At 29.1% G+C, this 16,430-nt stretch carries 25 protein-coding genes and 2 pseudogenes; 6 read left to right on the top strand and 21 right to left on the bottom strand.

From position 1 onward, the window contains the following. Positions 1-423: 423 nt before the first annotated feature. The 3 genes from erm to ABLV90_RS07880 all read right to left on the bottom strand — a co-directional run bounded on the left by erm (position 424) and on the right by ABLV90_RS07880 (position 1,880). Entirely contained in the window at positions 424-1,155 is a 732-nt protein-coding gene (gene erm, locus ABLV90_RS07890) for a 23S ribosomal RNA methyltransferase Erm (RefSeq protein ID WP_460872451.1), read from the bottom strand. 60 nt (positions 1,156-1,215) lie between these two features. Then, on the bottom strand, positions 1,216-1,269 hold the full coding sequence (locus ABLV90_RS07885; protein WP_107558414.1) for an erythromycin resistance leader peptide: 54 nt from the start codon (positions 1,267-1,269) through the stop codon (positions 1,216-1,218). Positions 1,270-1,502: 233 nt separating this feature from the next. After that, positions 1,503-1,880, bottom strand: coding sequence for an Hsp20/alpha crystallin family protein (locus ABLV90_RS07880; protein WP_460872450.1), 378 nt, complete (start codon positions 1,878-1,880; stop codon positions 1,503-1,505). Positions 1,881-2,009: 129 nt separating this feature from the next. Between ABLV90_RS07880 and ABLV90_RS07875 the strand changes: the two genes are divergently transcribed. Both ABLV90_RS07875 and ABLV90_RS07870 read left to right on the top strand, forming a co-directional pair. Beyond that, positions 2,010-2,162 (top strand): hypothetical protein, encoded by a 153-nt coding sequence (locus ABLV90_RS07875; protein ID WP_158262629.1) that lies wholly within the window; start codon positions 2,010-2,012, stop codon positions 2,160-2,162. A 143-nt stretch (positions 2,163-2,305) separates the two neighbouring features. Beyond that, a complete protein-coding gene (locus ABLV90_RS07870) occupies positions 2,306-2,719 on the top strand; it encodes an Hsp20/alpha crystallin family protein (RefSeq protein ID WP_119603679.1) in 414 nt (137 codons plus the stop codon). A gap of 245 nt (positions 2,720-2,964) precedes the next feature. Here ABLV90_RS07870 and ABLV90_RS07865 read toward each other — a convergent pair whose 3' ends face one another. The 7 genes and pseudogenes from ABLV90_RS07865 to ABLV90_RS07835 all read right to left on the bottom strand — a co-directional run bounded on the left by ABLV90_RS07865 (position 2,965) and on the right by ABLV90_RS07835 (position 7,191). Next, entirely contained in the window at positions 2,965-3,156 is a 192-nt protein-coding gene (locus ABLV90_RS07865) for a hypothetical protein (protein ID WP_107558760.1), read from the bottom strand. Between the two features lie 2 nt (positions 3,157-3,158). After that, complete coding sequence (locus ABLV90_RS07860) at positions 3,159-3,269, bottom strand: hypothetical protein (protein ID WP_107558761.1); 111 nt, start codon at positions 3,267-3,269, stop codon at positions 3,159-3,161. 69 nt (positions 3,270-3,338) lie between these two features. Further along, positions 3,339-3,467: a hypothetical protein gene (locus tag ABLV90_RS07855; RefSeq protein WP_241961602.1), complete on the bottom strand. Its 129-nt coding sequence runs from the start codon at positions 3,465-3,467 to the stop codon at positions 3,339-3,341. Positions 3,468-4,148: 681 nt separating this feature from the next. Then, positions 4,149-4,355, bottom strand: a complete 207-nt coding sequence (locus ABLV90_RS07850; protein WP_460872449.1) for a hypothetical protein — start codon at positions 4,353-4,355, stop codon at positions 4,149-4,151. A 123-nt stretch (positions 4,356-4,478) separates the two neighbouring features. Next, positions 4,479-4,736 (bottom strand): hypothetical protein, encoded by a 258-nt coding sequence (locus tag ABLV90_RS07845; RefSeq protein ID WP_107558762.1) that lies wholly within the window; start codon positions 4,734-4,736, stop codon positions 4,479-4,481. Between the two features lie 334 nt (positions 4,737-5,070). Then, positions 5,071-5,244 (bottom strand): annotated as a pseudogene (locus tag ABLV90_RS07840) (hypothetical protein); the annotation flags it as partial. 1,173 nt (positions 5,245-6,417) lie between these two features. After that, the gene (locus tag ABLV90_RS07835; RefSeq protein ID WP_107558763.1) at positions 6,418-7,191 is read right to left on the bottom strand and encodes an acetoin reductase; all 774 of its coding nucleotides are present in this window, start codon (positions 7,189-7,191) and stop codon (positions 6,418-6,420) included. Between the two features lie 283 nt (positions 7,192-7,474). On the opposite strand from ABLV90_RS07835, the gene ABLV90_RS07830 reads away from it, so the two are divergent. Continuing rightward, a complete protein-coding gene (locus tag ABLV90_RS07830; protein ID WP_107558764.1) occupies positions 7,475-7,654 on the top strand; it encodes a hypothetical protein in 180 nt (59 codons plus the stop codon). A gap of 408 nt (positions 7,655-8,062) precedes the next feature. After that, positions 8,063-8,305 carry a hypothetical protein gene (locus ABLV90_RS07825; protein WP_107558765.1) on the top strand — a complete coding sequence of 81 codons (243 nt, stop codon included), beginning with the start codon at positions 8,063-8,065 and terminating at the stop codon, positions 8,303-8,305. A gap of 85 nt (positions 8,306-8,390) precedes the next feature. On the opposite strand, the gene ABLV90_RS07820 is transcribed toward ABLV90_RS07825, so the two are convergent. Continuing rightward, the gene (locus ABLV90_RS07820; protein ID WP_460872448.1) at positions 8,391-9,251 is read right to left on the bottom strand and encodes a PhzF family phenazine biosynthesis protein; all 861 of its coding nucleotides are present in this window, start codon (positions 9,249-9,251) and stop codon (positions 8,391-8,393) included. 263 nt (positions 9,252-9,514) lie between these two features. Here ABLV90_RS07820 and ABLV90_RS07815 point away from each other — a divergent pair, with 263 nt between their 5' ends. Further along, positions 9,515-9,901, top strand: coding sequence for a hypothetical protein (locus tag ABLV90_RS07815; protein ID WP_460872446.1), 387 nt, complete (start codon positions 9,515-9,517; stop codon positions 9,899-9,901). Between the two features lie 69 nt (positions 9,902-9,970). Here the strand turns inward: ABLV90_RS07815 and ABLV90_RS07810 are convergent, their stop codons facing one another. The 4 genes and pseudogenes from ABLV90_RS07810 to ABLV90_RS07795 form a co-directional block, all read right to left on the bottom strand. Next, the gene (locus ABLV90_RS07810) at positions 9,971-10,408 is read right to left on the bottom strand and encodes a DUF2335 domain-containing protein (RefSeq protein WP_107558767.1); all 438 of its coding nucleotides are present in this window, start codon (positions 10,406-10,408) and stop codon (positions 9,971-9,973) included. Continuing rightward, the gene (locus tag ABLV90_RS07805; RefSeq protein ID WP_107558768.1) at positions 10,398-10,625 is read right to left on the bottom strand and encodes a hypothetical protein; all 228 of its coding nucleotides are present in this window, start codon (positions 10,623-10,625) and stop codon (positions 10,398-10,400) included. Before ABLV90_RS07805 ends, ABLV90_RS07810 begins: the two co-directional genes overlap by 11 nt. A gap of 268 nt (positions 10,626-10,893) precedes the next feature. After that, positions 10,894-11,071 (bottom strand): annotated as a pseudogene (locus tag ABLV90_RS07800) (hypothetical protein). A 313-nt stretch (positions 11,072-11,384) separates the two neighbouring features. Continuing rightward, entirely contained in the window at positions 11,385-12,719 is a 1,335-nt protein-coding gene (locus ABLV90_RS07795; protein WP_460872445.1) for an FAD-dependent oxidoreductase, read from the bottom strand. Positions 12,720-12,831: 112 nt separating this feature from the next. Between ABLV90_RS07795 and ABLV90_RS07790 the strand changes: the two genes are divergently transcribed. Continuing rightward, on the top strand, positions 12,832-13,419 hold the full coding sequence (locus ABLV90_RS07790) for a TetR/AcrR family transcriptional regulator (protein ID WP_119603681.1): 588 nt from the start codon (positions 12,832-12,834) through the stop codon (positions 13,417-13,419). 724 nt (positions 13,420-14,143) lie between these two features. Here the strand turns inward: ABLV90_RS07790 and ABLV90_RS07785 are convergent. Genes ABLV90_RS07785 through ABLV90_RS07760 form a run of 6 tightly spaced genes read right to left on the bottom strand, consistent with a single transcriptional unit; the run spans position 14,144 to position 16,430 of the window. Next, positions 14,144-14,302 (bottom strand): SH3 domain-containing protein, encoded by a 159-nt coding sequence (locus ABLV90_RS07785; protein ID WP_460872444.1) that lies wholly within the window; start codon positions 14,300-14,302, stop codon positions 14,144-14,146. Beyond that, positions 14,277-14,525 (bottom strand): hypothetical protein, encoded by a 249-nt coding sequence (locus tag ABLV90_RS07780; protein WP_460872443.1) that lies wholly within the window; start codon positions 14,523-14,525, stop codon positions 14,277-14,279. The genes ABLV90_RS07785 and ABLV90_RS07780 overlap by 26 nt, the downstream gene beginning before the upstream one ends. Next, positions 14,506-15,513, bottom strand: coding sequence for an N-acetylmuramoyl-L-alanine amidase (locus ABLV90_RS07775; RefSeq protein ID WP_460872442.1), 1,008 nt, complete (start codon positions 15,511-15,513; stop codon positions 14,506-14,508). Before ABLV90_RS07775 ends, ABLV90_RS07780 begins: the two co-directional genes overlap by 20 nt. Before the next feature lie 32 nt (positions 15,514-15,545). Continuing rightward, entirely contained in the window at positions 15,546-15,878 is a 333-nt protein-coding gene (locus ABLV90_RS07770) for a holin (protein ID WP_107558687.1), read from the bottom strand. A gap of 52 nt (positions 15,879-15,930) precedes the next feature. After that, entirely contained in the window at positions 15,931-16,239 is a 309-nt protein-coding gene (locus tag ABLV90_RS07765; RefSeq protein WP_142401614.1) for a DUF7365 family protein, read from the bottom strand. A gap of 38 nt (positions 16,240-16,277) precedes the next feature. Next, positions 16,278-16,430, bottom strand: a complete 153-nt coding sequence (locus tag ABLV90_RS07760) for an XkdX family protein (RefSeq protein WP_107558688.1) — start codon at positions 16,428-16,430, stop codon at positions 16,278-16,280.

Raw genomic sequence — 16,430 nt, 5'->3', positions numbered from 1 at the left:
ACTAGTATAGGTGGTTAAATAACCTTATACATTTTTAAAATTATTGAGTAGCGACCAGAATAATTTTAAATAAATACCTATTGTCAGTTTGTAACTGCCTTTCAAGGATAATAGGTTATGGCGTAGGTGTATTTTAACATAAAAAAACGCCACCTATAAAGAGTGACGTTGGAAATGATATTAAATCAAAATTGATATAATTTCATAGAAGGCCACACTACGACATGCGCACAATCATAAATAAAAAAAGGCACCTCGTAAAGAGGCGCCTCAATGAAGGCCTTAACATGTGTAAATAGAACGGTTATTCACCAACCGCAGGTGTATTTTAACACATTTTTTCATTTAATACTACTTTAAAATAATACTCACCCAATGAAATATGCGGACAGAGCATGAGAGATTTTGAAATATTCTATGAATTTAATTGAACAATTTATAACTATAAAAAATTGATATAAATTGTTCTTTTGAAATCTCATTTATATCTTGTACTTTTGCATGTTTTAACGCTTTATTAAACTGATTCTTTGTAAATAGCTGTTTATATTCTTTATTTACCCATTTATACACAAAAAAATGATAAATATTTTCATCGTTTTTTGAGATTAAAGATTTATCTTGCTTTAGTAAGATTAACGCTGAATCTACTTTAGGTTTCGGATGAAAATAAGAGTTGGGAATTACTTTTAAAATTTCAATATCAATTTTAGGTAAAAGTAATAAGGCTAATGCTCTTTTTTTATCCATAATTCGTTTAGCAAACCCGAATTCTACAATAAGATAGTTATACTCAGCATTACTTTCATATAAGATTTTTTTGACTATTTCAGTACTTATATTATATGGAATACTGCCAAACACCTTATACTGTTTGTTTTTAGGAAAATGATATATCAGTATATCTTTATTCACTAATTCAATATTAGTTGACGAACCAATATCATTTTTTAAAATACAATATAAAGTCTTGTCAATTTCTATACCAGTTACAAATCTAGCTATATTGGACATGTATTTTGTAAAGTGCCCTTTTCCAGTTCCAATTTCAATTATATTATCATCAATGCCTATATTTGTTTCTTTTAATATCTCATTTATATATTTTTGAGATGTTATAAAATTTTGTGAGTTTTTAGGGTTTTTGTTATTCATTATATTCTGCTCCTTATTTGTCATAACGAACAGATTTCAAAGTTCATTATGATCAGTAGTTTAGTCTGAAATATAATGAACTTGGTTAATAACAAAAATTGAAACAACACCCATATCTTTATCTCCTTTCACTCTTACTTATTACGAATGAAAAGAATTATAATCTACAACAGACAATACTCGAACACATAGATAATACCTCCTTTAAATTTAAAGTATTATAACATAAAACAGTTGGATAAGTAAAAATCACTTATTTCATACCGATCTAAAACACTAGAGTAAGAGTAAATAGATAATATGTTTACTTTATGTTTAAAGCCTCCCTCTGTTAAGGGAGGCTTTATTTAATGCACATCTATACTTTGAACAACATCTTCATCAGGTATTAATTTAGGTAATCTGACTTCTAAAATACCGTTGTTGTATTCAAGCATAAATATTCTGCACATCGACATTGTTAAAAGTAAATTGTTCAAATAAAGGGACTTTCTTTTTTCTAAATGATCGTATTTTTCTCCTCTAAACGTTAATATATTATTAAAGAATTTTAAGTTCAAAAGATTTTGGGATGAATTAGGTATTTTAGCTTTCAAAATGTACTTGTCATATTCTTCTTTAACATGACTATCAATGGAAACATTAAATATTTCAGTTGCCAATTTTTCTTGAAAATTCTTAAAGTAATGGTTAAAAGTTTCCAAATTAAATGCTTTATTTGTCATAATAATCATCCTCTCTAAAATGTTATTTTATTATTGACAAATACAATATAAAATGATATACAATAAGTGTAAATTATCATATGGTAATCAAAGATTCAGACTTTTAATCTTTGTGGGAGTGTGATGATTATGATTTTACATCAAGTAGTTCAACAATTAAAATATGGTAAATTACCTAATCTATTAGACAAGAAATACTTTGATTTATATAAGTATATGAATCTTGAAAATTATGAAACTTTCAAAAATTCATTAAACGACAATAAAAGGAAAGTTAACTAAAACTTATCATATAGCATTCTGATTACCATATGATAAAAATATTTATAGGAGGCGATATTCTTAGTTTAATTGTGATATTTAAATCTTTAATTTAATTTCCATACTAAAATTAAGAATTGAAAAATCAGAGGAGGAATTTTATTATGAGTAACCTATTACCAAATAATAGCTTTTTTGATTTATCACCTTCAAAATTTTTTGAAAACTTTACGAGACCAATTTTCCCTAATTTTCCAAACACTGACATTAAAGAAACAGATTCAGAATATATTCTTGATATCGAGTTACCTGGTATTCAAAAAGAAAATATCAACTTGGATTATCAAGGGGAAACTTTATATATAGAAGCTAAACAATCTAACGAAAACAATGAAACAGATCAAGAAGGAAATATTATTAGACAAGAAAGAAATGCATCATATATAAATCGAACTTACACATTGCCAAATGTAGACGAAAATAATATTAATGCAAAATATGATAACGGCGTCTTACACTTAAATTTGAAAAAAGATGAGCAATACGTAAAACCTACCAAACGAATAGAAATTGAATAAAGAGATATCATTTAAAACTTGTTTGGCCGACCTCCTGTGACTATAAGACTACAATTCTATATTTAGAATTGTAGTCTTTCTTTATATTAGTTTTATCTTTAAAACATTACGTTCTATATGTTTTTTATTCGTTTACAAAAACACTGATATATCACGGTTCATGCTATATATAATGCCTTTTTTATTCCGTTGGTTTGTACAAGTTTATAATTAATTCGCCCTTTTTTGCTCTTAAAAATACCCACCTATTCATTTAGGTGGGCTTTTGCATATTCGTATAGCTTTTCTGTCGTCTTTAAAGTTAAATTGTCTATATCACGATTTCCGTTTCTTAACGTAGATATGACCGTTTGACTAATACCAGTTTCTTTATATATCTGGTAGCCAGTTAAATCACTCTCGATTAGTTTTTTGATTGTCTGTTTATATTCACTCATGGCTATCTACTTCCGTTCTTTTTATCTAAATAATAAAAATGTGTTTTACGTCCAATGAACAATAGTAACGGTAGGCATAGAAGAAATGCAGTTATATACATTTGAAATGTCATATTTGAAAACCTCCGATAAATATTATATACTTCAAGTGTAAGGAGGAGCCCGTAGGCTCCAATGATAAGTTAATCCTTGGTGTTTGGCTTTCGGTCTAAGTACCCGAGATGCCACTTTCTAAGTTGTTTTAATGTTCCTGGTAACGCCAATACTGCCAATATTGGATGTTCTAGGAGCATTTTTATTATCTCAAGCAAAGGACTAACCCCTTTCACTTGAAGTGTATAAGGTGTATCTCAACCTTACATATATAATTATACTACACATTTATTAAGTAATCCAAGTGTTTTCTTCATATTTCTTAATTTATTTTATCTCCACAATATATAACAAATTAACTTTACTTAATCCAGTTTCTTCATAATAAATGTAGATATAAAAAATTCCCCGCCATAAAGGTGGGGAGTTTACAAATTTTATTTTCGCTCATTTCTTAGAGCTATTTAGTAATTTATCAAAAAAGAAAGCTATATTCAAATTACCATTTTTTTAATTTAATTATTAGTTTATCTATATGTTTAGAATAATCTTTACCCTTTTTCTCTTTAACTTTACTATTTATTTTATGAAGTATTTTTTCAAGCTTTCCATTCTCTACATATTTTTTTATTCTATGTTTTATAATACTTACACCTACTAACATAATTTTACTTAAGCATACAGCAAAATTGTAAATTCAATGTGATCCTTTTATTAAGATTATGTAAAACCACCCAGTGACATGTGTGGGTGGTTAACTAAAATATATGGAAAAATAAAACATGTTGCTCATTAACTCAAATGCTCTTGTACATGTGAATATATTTTACCACAAAACAAAAACACCCACTAGTTGAGTGGGTGTTAAGTTAAAATAGAAATTAATATACCAATTATGCTTATAATTGCGGTATAGATATTCCTATCCAAAAACGATTAGTTGTTATTTTTTTATCGTTAATTTCTTCTTTTAAACTTGAAACTGCTTCTTTTATATCTTTAGATAAAATTTGGTTATTTAAATTTATTTTAGCTTCTATAGCATCAAACCTTGTATCCATATGTTTTTGGTGTTGTTCAAATTCTGGTCTTGTAATATAATCCATACTCATAAAATCACCGCCATAATAATCGCCAGAAGCGACTTTTTTCTTTTATCATATCGGAATTTGTCTGCTACAAACATTTTACCATGTTTATTCCATTTGTTGTTAGTTATATGTGTTACTTTAGTCTCGGTCATTTTCATTCACTTTTTCATTAACGTAAGTTTCTTGATAAAAATTCATTAGACCATCCATTCCATCTCTTAACGCTTTCATTGCTTTAGGGTTCACAACTATAGTCTGACTAGCAGGTTTGACTCCTGGCATTCTTCTTTCGAATGTTAGTATAAGTTCATCTTCATTTAAATTAAACCCCATTGAATTTGCGTAAAAAACATCTTCAGAAATAATTTCACTTTGATCAGTTTCTTTATATTCCATTATTCTATTCCCCCTTTTTAGCACAATTAATTATTATGATACACAATGTTTAACTAAAAAGATATATGGATTTTAAAAAAACAGAAAGTTAAACGCCTGTCTACATATAATCACGAAAAATCACTACATCTATATTATAACAAAAAAGACAGCCGAATTAACGACTGTCCAAATACTAAAGGAAGTTTCTATAATCAGAAACTAATAAAAGTATATCATATAAATAAAAAATGGCCACCTATAAAGGTGGCTGTACTATATATTATATATTTATTTTATAACCGAATGGTTATTATCATTAATTTAGCACACAAATAAAACACGCGCAAGACAATTAAATATAATTTAACAGTAAAATTTGGAACCCTTTACAACATAACTTAATATGATAAAAAACCACCCCGCAGGGTGGAAATGGAATAAACTTTTTAGATGTATAGGTTACAAGGGAGCAACCCATAAACATATTGTAACATAAAAAAGACAGACGCATAAAGCGCCTCGCCTTGAGCTGAAGTAATTACTAAAATAATTTCATACTTAATAGAAATTTATATATACAATGAAAGGATAAGTACATATTATCAGAATATTCCAATAAATACAATGGATAAATAAAAAAAGCAGACACGGGACAACGTATCTACTTCTTTTAGTAAGGTATATTTGAATGGTTAGCAATAATACATTGCTAGAATAATTTATATCATAAAAAAGACACCCCTGTAAAGAGGTGCCATAGGATTATAAGGAGTTGCGTTCTCCTACACGCCAAAGAGCGAGCAAGAAAAAGACCCATCATAATTCCTTTACGCCCTAAGGCGTGTTAATAAATAATACCTCACAAAGTTGTATAAGTAAATAAAAACTACCACCTATAAGGGTGGTAGTTATGTAAAAATAATATCCCTATTGAAACTATATCCTTCTTCAATAGTTATTCGACAATATATCAAAAAAAGACACCCTTGTAAAGAGGTGCCTTTTCGGATTTGGTTTCCCACACAAAGTAAAGTAATTTCATATTATCAGAATATCGTGTTTATTACAACGTTAAAAAAGGAGTAAGCAACTGTATATGCTTACCCCAAAATAGATAGAAAACTGTAAAAATATGTCTAATATTAGATTAATATAAAATTAACATTAAATCAATATAATATATAATGTAAACGTCTCCATTAAAAATAAAGAATAACCGCCCTTTAGGGCGGCAATAATTATACTATATAAATAAAAGGGCGTGAATTAAATTTTGAAAATTTAACCACAAAATTCACTTTATCACTATCTACATATTAATCAAATTATTTGATTGTCTACTTTATTTCCAATCAAAATAACCACCCCGCAGGGTGGAAATGGAATAAACTTTTTAGATAATAGGTTACCAAGGGGGCAACCTACAAATATATTTTAACACATAAATTAAAAGACAGACACGTAAGTGCCTGCCCGAGATATAATATAGAGACCTTTTTTGAAAGGTAAGAAGTTCACAGTCTTTATATTATCAGAATATTCTATATTTTACAAGAGATAAATAAAAAGAGCAGGCACGGGACAATGTGTCTGCTTCTTTTAGTAAGGTGTACTTGCGTTGGTTAGCAATAGTATATTGCTTAAAATATTTATATCACAAAAAAGATACCTCGTAAAGAGGCATCAAACATAGTTCGTGTTATCTATATACTAAACCACCATCAGTAAGAATAGACTGACCTGTAATATAACCAGAACCTTCTGAGGCTAAGAAAGATACTAAATTAGCAACGTCTCTTGGTTCTTGATATCTTCCTAATTTTATTGCAGAAGAAAATTCTTCGAACGCATCTCCAGGCTCCATATCATCGTTATATTTAACCATTTCTTCATCGATACGATCCCACATCTTAGTTTTAGCAACGCCAGGACAATATGCATTAACTGTAATACCATCTTGAGCTAATTCTTTAGCCGCAGTCTGTGTAAAAGAACGCACCGCATGTTTAGTAGCTGAATATGTTCCTAACATTTCATAAGACTCATGCCCAGCAATACTACATGCATTTATAATTTTACCACCTGTATTTTGTTTTTTAAATTGCTCTGCTGCGGCCTGCGTACCGAACACTGTACCATAAACATTTACATTGAATAGTTTATTAAGCTGTTCTTCATCTATTTCTAAAAATGGAGAAACGGCATCTACTCCGGCGTTATTAACAAAAACATCTATCTGACCAAACTCCGTAACCGCAAACTGTACTAATTCTGTTTGTTCTTTTTTCACCGAAACATCACTTTTGAATGCGGCAACATTAAAACCGTTATTCTTAAATTCTTTTTCTGTTTCTAAAAGGAGTTCTTCATTAAGATCTTGTATTATTAAATTAAAACCATCATTTGCCAGTCTTTCTGCTATCCCTTTACCTAAACCACCTGCAGAACCCGTAATAACAGCTGTTTTATTCATCGTAAATCATCCTCCAATATTATAATTTCTTAACTACCTTTATATTATCATTTATAGCCTTTTTCATCTAAGAAAGCGCTTAAAAACCGTGAATTACTAATTTATAAACATTAAATTTTTCAATTAGATGATTAATTGAGTTCGTAGTAAATTGGCAGAGCTGTCTTAACTTATATATTTTTTCGTTGAATTTTGCTTAATTCAGTTTAATTATATTTCTTTTTTTCTTAAAATAAACTACACTTAATCCTTACATAAATTCATCCAATCAAGGAGAGTGTACATGAATTACAAAAAAGAAATTGAAAAAATAGGTTGGAATAAAAAAGAAGTAGCTAATAGAGTGGAAAGTTTAATTGAAGATGAAACAATAGATGCGAAAGATGAAATAACTGAGGATGTATCGACAGTTGTTGAAAAAGAAGATGACAACCCTATACTTAATGAATTTTTAAATAAATAAAAAAGCCAACTTACCTTCTGGCTAGTAAGTTGCCTTCAAGACTAAAGGAGCCCCTATGAATAGGGACAAATATATTTTACCACTTATTTATTGATGCAAATGTAAAAATAACCACCCAATAACATGTATGGGTGGTCTAATGACATTATTCATCTTTTTAAATTATTGAGTAGCGACCTGAATAATTTAAAATAGCCCACTATTACAAGTGAACATACAAATGGTAAATAGAAGGACACGTATGCTCTGTATAGAGGCTATATTAAATCTAGCAAAACATTAATTTAATTTCAATATTAATAATAAAATAATATTTTGGATATCACATTTCTGGTTAGCTATTCAAAGATTTTTGTTTATAATATATTATTAAATTGTATATTATAAAATCAAAAGGAGTGATTTTACATGAAATATAAATATGCCAGTAATAAAGCATTGAAATACCCTAAAACAAAAAAATGTTTTGATATTCTAGTGGTAATCGGATTATTATTACTTTTAATCAAGTTTGGCTTGTTTATTTATGTCAAAACAAGCGGTAATGATATTGGATTTCTTAATAATGATATCCTCTATTCTATTCTTCCATTACTCATTATGATTATAGGAGTTGCGGGCTCGGAAGTGTTAAACAGAAAACCTAAATAGCGAAAAACCCACCTATTCATTTAGGTGGGCTTTTATGTATTCGTATAGTTTTTTATGATATTATCAATACAATAAGAAACTGGTTTTATTTGTTCTCGATTGTTATTTTTCCATCAATCATTATTTTAGAAATTCCACCTAATTTCAATTCATCTTCTTGTTTAATATATACTCTACCATTTCGGTTTATACATTCACCCTGCGAATTAGAAAACTCTAGATCATTCAAAAAACCATATAAATCATTCATAACAGCAACACAACCATTACCACTACCACAAACTGGATCTTCATTCACTCCTTCTTTCGGTGCAAATGAACGTACTTCGAATTTGGTATCTTTATCAATAGCATTTTCTCCAAACACCGTTACACCAGTAGTTCCATCGTAAATATAGTGTTCCATCAATTTAAAATTAGGTTCAAGGTTTTTAACAACACTAGAATTTTTTAATTGTAACGTTAACCACTCTGCGCCAATATTAATTACTTTAGAATGAATTACATCTTCATTTTTTATCCCTAAGCTATCAACTATCCCATCAAATTGTCTTGCTTGTAATTCACTAACTTCAGGTTTAGGTAAGCTAAAATATGTTTTATCTTCAGTGAAATCTATTTTTACTAAACCCACGCCACATTCTTGTATTAAGTAACCTTTATTCTTAGGAATTAATCCATTTTGCAATATAGCAAAAGACGAGCCTATTGTAGGATGACCGACAAAAGGCAACTCATTATTCGGGGTGAAAATTCTCAGCTTATAATCTGCATTGTTATCTTCTGGTTTAAAGACAAATGTCGTTTCAGATAAATTAGTCCAACTAGCTATATTTTTCATTTCCTCAACACTTAAACCATCAGCATTAAAAATTACTGCAACCGGATTACCTTTAAAAGCTTCATTCGGAAATACATCAACTTGCTTAAAATCTAAATATCTCACAAAGCAAACCTCCCGAACTTATTTTAGAACTATAATAACATAATTGATTTATTAATACATTGCTAAAGAACTCACTTATTAACCTAAATGGACTTATTTTATCTCCACAATATCTTTCAATAATTAAATATCCGTCTATAATGTATTCTGGAATAATATTTTGAAACACTTAAGAAATAAAACTATACAGTTGGGCATTCATATTATAAACAACTATTTTTATGTGTATAATTACTATTAGAATGCAAAGGGGTGTGTTTTAAATGGATATATTAGAAGATTTGGATAGGGTAAAATGGAATTTTATAACGTTTGCTCTTGGTATCATTTCGTTTATTAATTTGATTATTCAAGCGGGGAACTTTGTAGATCAGTATGGTAATAAAGTTCATGTAAAAAACCTGTTAGTTGATGGTTATACGACTGGGACTTTAAAGATTATAGGATTAATGTTATTAACTGTTGCTATCTTCGCACTAACTATTTATATTGCTTATTTAACGGGTTCATCACTTTTTGGTACCATACAAATACTAACCTCGTTAATACTTATAATCTGGTCTCTTGTGTTAGCTTGGGCACCTTTTATAGGAACATTAATATTAATAATGATAATAGGCGGGATTTTCTTTCTTGTCGCGAACGATTAAAACCATTCTTAGGAATGGTTTTTTTAATTAAAAAAACACCCACTAGTTGAGTGAGTGTAAAAATTAGTTTTATTCATCAGAGTTTTCATTTTTATTTTGAGATTCCCCAGTAAAAATTGCTAGCATTGATATGAATGTAAAACCAACAAATACTGTCCCTAAAATCGCATGATCTTTAAGTATTAAAAAGAAACTCCCAAAACCAAACAATATTGCTAAAATAAAGGCAAGAACGAATCTAAAATAAAAGCTTCTAGCAACATGTTTTACAGTTCTTTCCTCCATATTTCGTCTATGATTTGATTCTCCTATTCCATTATCTATAATTCTTTTTGCCGCACCTGGATCTAATTTATCATAACCCTCTAAAATTTTTGGATGGGGAATTGGCCCATTGTACATTTCCAAAGTCGCAATCATATCTTCTTTTTTATCTTCAGCTACATCTGAACGCTTTAAAGCATCGATTATATCTAAATCGTGTTGTGTTTGTTCGTTATCTGGCATAATTTTTTATAGCCTTTCTAATATCATTTCCTATTTTAGTATAATCTCCTTTAATCTTTTTCCAGTCTTCAGAAGTATTATCCTTTTTATGATAATAAACATTTAGTTTATTAATATTTCTTTTCTTATCGTGAGGAGAAATAATATTAGCAAAAGAACTAGAAAATTTGTTAATATCTTTATTAATGTTCTTATAAAACTTATTTATAACATTCATATTCCTCATCTCCTTTAGTTACATTATAATACATTTCATCTACAGAAACTAGTTATTTCATCAAAAATAACCACCCAGTGACATGCTTAGGTGAATTTATATATAAAAGGTAATGTAAATATGAAAAATGCATGTACACATATTCTTCCTCGTTTAAATTATAATTAAACATTAAAAAAGACAGCCGAATTAACGACTGCCCTAATTTCAAAGAAAATTTCTAACTAAAATTATGTGTATTTGACACGTAAAACGCCCACCTATTCATTTAGGTCGCGTTTGAGTATCTATATAGTTTTTCCGTTGGCTTTAATGTTAAATTGTCTATATCACTATTCCCATTTCTTAAACTAGAAATGACAGTTTGACTAACACCAGTTTCTTTATATATGGTAACCAGTAATATCATTTTTGATTAGTTTTTTTAATCGTCTATTTGTGTTCATTCATGACTATCTACTTCAATTCTTTTTATACAAATAATAAAAATGTGCCTTAGGACCAATGAACAATAGTAACGATAGGCATAAAAGAAATGTGGTTATATACATTTGAAATGTCATAAGAGATAATGAGATAGTTTTCTCATTGTCGGGCATACTAATGAATATTGTTGTTAGTTCATCATAAATAGCCTTAAATTGTTCAAAGTGGTTAACTTTAAGTCTTTACGATTAAATAATCAATTTAATTTTCAGTACTGATTTTTAAAACCAGTAATTATTTTTTATCAAAATTAGAGTTGGTAAATTTCTATATTTAAAGGATTCCTTCTTTTTTCATCGCAGAAATGCCAGCACGATTCATAAAGTTAAGAGGTTTGCTGAATTCCGGTTGAAAGAAAAAATCAGCAAAAGCAAGTTGTGTAATAGTATATTGGTTTTGAATAGCGATAGACATAGCATTAATATTAGCTGTTTCATCATTTGAAGACATGATTTGAGCGCCTAATATTTGGTAGGTATCTACATTATAAAGAATCTTAAAATATATTAACGGATTATCTTTAGAAAGTGTATTTTTTACCACAAAATTGTTATCTAATTTTGTTTCTTCTATATATACAGAGTTATAATTTAAATTCTCTTTTTTAGCTTGTTTTTCATTTAAACCAGTCGATGCAAATTTATATCCAAATAATCTTAATCCTGAAGAACCTTGTACTCCAAAAAATGGAATATTTTTATTTTCTAGATTCATCACCGCACAATAAGCTTGTCTCCTTGCTTTAGTAGCTAACCCAATTTTTATATTTTTATTTAAAGGATTAAATTTTGTTAATGTTGCATCACCTACAGCAAATACATCTTTTACATTTGTTTCCATATAATCATTCACTTTTATATAGCCATTTTCAGTTAAATCCAATGTATTTTTCAACCATTTGGTGTTAGGTTCTATACCAATAGTTAATATTACAAAATCGGCAGACAAAATTTTATCTTTAGTTTTAATGGCAATAACTTCATTTTCATCGTTCTTAATAATTTCTATTATAGAATTATTCATTTCAAGATTTACGTTTCTTTCTTTCATTTTATCCTCTATTTTTTCTGCTAGTTCATTATCTAAATAGTCGCTTAAAGAAAACTCATTATGATCTATTAGTGACACATTTTTATTTATAAACATATTTACTGCACCTACACCATTATATCCGGCTCCAACTATTACTACATCATTAATTTTATCATTATCACTAGCCTGTCTAACCTTTAATAAGTCTTTACGATTTGCCATGGTAACAACATTTTTGGCATCAGCTCCTGGTAAGTCAACTGTTTTAGGGTGTGAACCAGGACTCAAAATGAGTTTGTCATAATTTTCGTAGAAAACTTTATTGTTTTTTAAATCTTTTATAGTTATGGTTTTACTTTCAGTGTTTAAACTGATTACTTCAGTTTCTTGAAAAACTGTTACTCCTTTTGACTTTAATTCTTCGATTTTTGTTTTACTTTTTTGACTATCTAAAGAATTATTAATAGTAAAATTACCTTTATCAAACCACAGTACATCTAAATATTTATATTTGTCTATTAGTGCATCTATTGTAGCTATTCCTCCATGGGAGCCACCGATTACAATTACTTTCATATATTCATCTCCAATTACTAATTAATAAAAACACCTTAACTATTAAGATACACTATGTACTTTACTTTTCCAAGTAATATATTATATATTAGATTCTGAGAGGGAGGTTTTTATGAAAAATCAAAGGAGAAGAAACAGTAAACAATTAAAGGAAGAAATTTATAATATCACTTATGAACTAATTAAAGCTGAAGGATATAGAAGTATTAATTTCACAAAAGTAGCTAAGTATGTACAAACAAGTAGATCAGTAATGTACCGATACTGGGATACTAATCATGACTTAATTATAGATACCATTATTTATCATATAGAAAATACAAAAAGCGATTTAAATAAATTAGATTTTGATGAGGGTAATATGCGCGAAAATTTGATTTTTATTGGTTATAAGTTTATTGATGAAACCCAAAAAACTCCTTTTAGTTACCTTAACTTACTTTTTAATGATGATACTTTTAATTATAAAAATGATTTACTACCTAAGGTTAGGGAATCCAATATTAAAATGATGGATTATATATTTAAATTAGCAATACACACGGGTGAAATTTATAATATTCCCCCCGATATAGTTAAGTTATCTTATTTTCAATTACTCAGAAGTACTACGTCAAAATCAAATAATTCCATATTTAAATATAATGTTAAAGAAATTGTAGATGATATTATTATACCTACTATAAGTTACTATCAATAAAAATATAATGAACAAACAGAGTACTTATTTGTAACTTTTATTGTTAATAAACAATTATAACCAAACAACATTTCTTGAATTCTACTACTTCTGTGACAAAACTCTAAATTTAATTAGTGAAATTTATTATAAAAAATCTCCACTTATATATAGTGGAGCATCCAAATTTACTGTTTAGTGAATTATTCACTAGTTAAAAAAAGAATAAACAAATACGCCTTAAATACTGATGAGTATCAATAACAATTATCATTTAAAGTTTCAATAGATAAATAAAAACAGCCACCCAGTAGGAAGGCTGGATGGCATCAACTATTAGCAGAGTTGAAACTTAGAAAATATGATTTTACTTTGGAGATTCTATTAATTAAATACCCGCTTAAAATTTTCATAAACAAAAAAGACAACCGAATTAACGACTGTCTACTAACCATGTTTTAGAGTTTAAGAGTTGGTGCATGGTATAAATGCACCATTGATATTGTAGAAAAAACATAAAAATTACCACCTCGTAGGGTGGCAGTCATGTAAAAATAATATTTCCTATTGAAACTATGTCGTTCTTCAATAGTTATTCGACAATATATCAAAAAAAGACACCTCGTAAAGAGGTGTCTAATAAGTTAATCATTAGAACAGAGTTTACTTTGTTCCTTAAATTATATTACTAAAGCTATTTAACACTTTCAAACTATACGACTTATTTAATTCTGTTATACTTCTTTTAGCTAAAGTCTCCCCACGCATCTCCTATTCTACTACCATTTCCATTTGAATCTCCAATCGGCATATAAACACGAGCACCACTGTCTATAGTCCACGCAATCCAAATATAACCGTCAAAGTCATAAATTTCGTCATAATTTACTGATTGACCGAGCATATAACATACCGGCAATTTCCCAACCTGTCCACGGTCCATTATATCTAGTATAGATATTAGTTGTTGCTGTAAACGTTCCTTTTTCAGGTTTCCACAAAATATTATGTTGATTTCTACGCCATTTATTACCGACTTTTTTACCTTTATCTTTGACTGGGTTTTTCTTTTGTTCATCAGTCGGTATTGTTACACCATCTGTAACATTATCTGGCACACCAAGCATCTAAAGTTGGATTTTTATAATATTTAGTGATTTCTTTAATGAAATAATCTTGCATCTCATGTTGTTTGGCTGTCGAAGGTGCACCACTAATAATAGGGTCAAAATCCACATGCAATGCCATACTTCTGTGTGGACATGCTGTTGCTACAAATTGATTGTGCAGCTTCACAGTTTTTCTATTAGGTTTTAGACCATAATACAACATATCAATGGTTGCTTGTTTAAATATAGCTTGCTCATTTTTCGCAAAGTCTTTGTTACTAGCACCCATTGAATCACAAGCTTCATAACCTAAATAATGACCATTACCATAACTATCCGCCACATGCCACGCAATACGGAATGTATCTATAGCTCGCCACATTGTCTTTCTATCTCCATAATAATGGGCAACGCCTCCCTCATAACGAGCCACAGATGCATTACTTAAACGATTGTACTGCTCTTTTGCAGAAATACTATCAGCTGTATTGTGAATAACAACACCATCAATAGAACCTACACGCTCATTCATTGTATAATTAATAGAATGATTGATTGTTTCAATTTTTGTTGATTCTGTAGTAACCCCTTTTTCTGCATCTTTATATGGTGGACGAATGACACCTACAAAATCATCATACACATGATCTTGAATAAATGTTGCAGGACTTCCGTTGTTTGAAGCGTTATACCAATTTTGGTCAATACTATCAAATAAGTATTGATTTGCATTAGTAATCATCCCTGTATGTCCATAGCTTCCATCATCCAATACAAAAACATCGCCTTTTTGAGGTATAAATTTTTTCGTATTTTTAATAATCTGGAATCCTTCAGGATATTTATAATCAATAAAATCCACTGCATTACCCGTTGGGTGTACATCAAAATGTTCTTTTAAGAATTCTATGATAAATGTTGCACATTGAGCCCCGTTTGTTTGTCCGGCTGTTAAACTTTTACCGATATTTTTTACTGCCCAGTTAACGGCTTCTTGTTTTTTCATTTACAAATACCTCCATAATAAAAAGCCGACCGTTAAGCCGACTTAATTAGTTTTATTTTTTTAGGTTGTTTTGCTTCGGCTCCTCCACCGAGTTTGTTTGGATTTTTACCATTCTTATTCTTGAATGTTTCCCAAATACCTGTCGCCATGAGTCCACTTATTAACCCTGCTAGTAAACGACCCGCTACTGATAACTCACTTACAATTTCTGGAATGAATATCGTAACGCCTCCAATAACTAAACCAATGACCATTGATACTAATGGTATAAAGTTCTTAGGCACTTTTTTTGTACGTTTGATAACTTCCGTTAATGCTCCTGTAATAACTGCAATGACTGCGGCAAATGCGATAATTTGTTCCATTTAAAATTCCTCCTAATTAATATAAAAAGGTCGCCACTACTCTATGACGACCTTACTTTTTAGTTAATTGATTATTTTGATGTGTATAAAATCGGTCTTCGAATTTATCAAAGCGACTATTCAAACTATCAATCTTTGAACTAACTTCTAAGATAACCTTGGTATCTTCACGTTGTTGTTTTTGTTCTTCTTTGATATCTCTTAATGAAGTATTATGATCTTCTACCTCTGATTCTATACGTGTAATTCTATTTTCATTATCTTTCTTGTCTTTACTTACTTTAAGAAATAACCCGACAACTGTTACTATCATGGGTATAACTGTAAAGACAATCCAATAAGTTAGTTCGCTTTCATTCAACATTGAACCTCCTACTTTCCATAATAAAAAGCCACAAGCTATTCCTCTTGCGACTCTGGATATTCTTCATTCGTTATTTTTTTGTATTGTGCTTTTGTGATACATTCTAATTCAACATAACGTTTAATTTGTTCGTTAGTGTAACAATTAATATCATAAAAATGTTTTATTGCTTCAAAACCTGGAAACAT

It is taken from the genome of Staphylococcus sp. 2S1 (genome assembly GCF_046721335.1).
GTDB lineage: Bacteria > Bacillota > Bacilli > Staphylococcales > Staphylococcaceae > Staphylococcus > Staphylococcus equorum_A.
This window is presented reverse-complemented; position numbering and strand designations above follow the sequence as displayed.

Bases quoted from the DNA above. Each gene is read 5' to 3' on its own strand.
- erm (WP_460872451.1), bottom strand. From the start codon at position 1,155: ATGAATAACAAAAACCCTAAAAACTCACAAAATTTTATAACATCTCAA.
- ABLV90_RS07880 (WP_460872450.1), bottom strand. From the start codon at position 1,880: ATGACAAATAAAGCATTTAATTTGGAAACTTTTAACCATTACTTTAAG.
- ABLV90_RS07875 (WP_158262629.1), top strand. From the start codon at position 2,010: ATGATTTTACATCAAGTAGTTCAACAATTAAAATATGGTAAATTACCT.
- ABLV90_RS07870 (WP_119603679.1), top strand. From the start codon at position 2,306: ATGAGTAACCTATTACCAAATAATAGCTTTTTTGATTTATCACCTTCA.
- ABLV90_RS07865 (WP_107558760.1), bottom strand. From the start codon at position 3,156: ATGAGTGAATATAAACAGACAATCAAAAAACTAATCGAGAGTGATTTA.
- ABLV90_RS07860 (WP_107558761.1), bottom strand. From the start codon at position 3,269: ATGACATTTCAAATGTATATAACTGCATTTCTTCTATGCCTACCGTTA.
- ABLV90_RS07850 (WP_460872449.1), bottom strand. From the start codon at position 4,355: ATGGATTATATTACAAGACCAGAATTTGAACAACACCAAAAACATATG.
- ABLV90_RS07845 (WP_107558762.1), bottom strand. From the start codon at position 4,736: ATGGAATATAAAGAAACTGATCAAAGTGAAATTATTTCTGAAGATGTT.
- ABLV90_RS07835 (WP_107558763.1), bottom strand. From the start codon at position 7,191: ATGAATAAAACAGCTGTTATTACGGGTTCTGCAGGTGGTTTAGGTAAA.
- ABLV90_RS07830 (WP_107558764.1), top strand. From the start codon at position 7,475: ATGAATTACAAAAAAGAAATTGAAAAAATAGGTTGGAATAAAAAAGAA.
- ABLV90_RS07825 (WP_107558765.1), top strand. From the start codon at position 8,063: ATGAAATATAAATATGCCAGTAATAAAGCATTGAAATACCCTAAAACA.
- ABLV90_RS07815 (WP_460872446.1), top strand. From the start codon at position 9,515: ATGGATATATTAGAAGATTTGGATAGGGTAAAATGGAATTTTATAACG.
- ABLV90_RS07810 (WP_107558767.1), bottom strand. From the start codon at position 10,408: ATGCCAGATAACGAACAAACACAACACGATTTAGATATAATCGATGCT.
- ABLV90_RS07805 (WP_107558768.1), bottom strand. From the start codon at position 10,625: ATGAATGTTATAAATAAGTTTTATAAGAACATTAATAAAGATATTAAC.
- ABLV90_RS07795 (WP_460872445.1), bottom strand. From the start codon at position 12,719: ATGAAAGTAATTGTAATCGGTGGCTCCCATGGAGGAATAGCTACAATA.
- ABLV90_RS07790 (WP_119603681.1), top strand. From the start codon at position 12,832: ATGAAAAATCAAAGGAGAAGAAACAGTAAACAATTAAAGGAAGAAATT.
- ABLV90_RS07785 (WP_460872444.1), bottom strand. From the start codon at position 14,302: ATGCTCGGTCAATCAGTAAATTATGACGAAATTTATGACTTTGACGGT.
- ABLV90_RS07780 (WP_460872443.1), bottom strand. From the start codon at position 14,525: ATGCTTGGTGTGCCAGATAATGTTACAGATGGTGTAACAATACCGACT.
- ABLV90_RS07775 (WP_460872442.1), bottom strand. From the start codon at position 15,513: ATGAAAAAACAAGAAGCCGTTAACTGGGCAGTAAAAAATATCGGTAAA.
- ABLV90_RS07770 (WP_107558687.1), bottom strand. From the start codon at position 15,878: ATGGAACAAATTATCGCATTTGCCGCAGTCATTGCAGTTATTACAGGA.
- ABLV90_RS07760 (WP_107558688.1), bottom strand. From the start codon at position 16,430: ATGTTTCCAGGTTTTGAAGCAATAAAACATTTTTATGATATTAATTGT.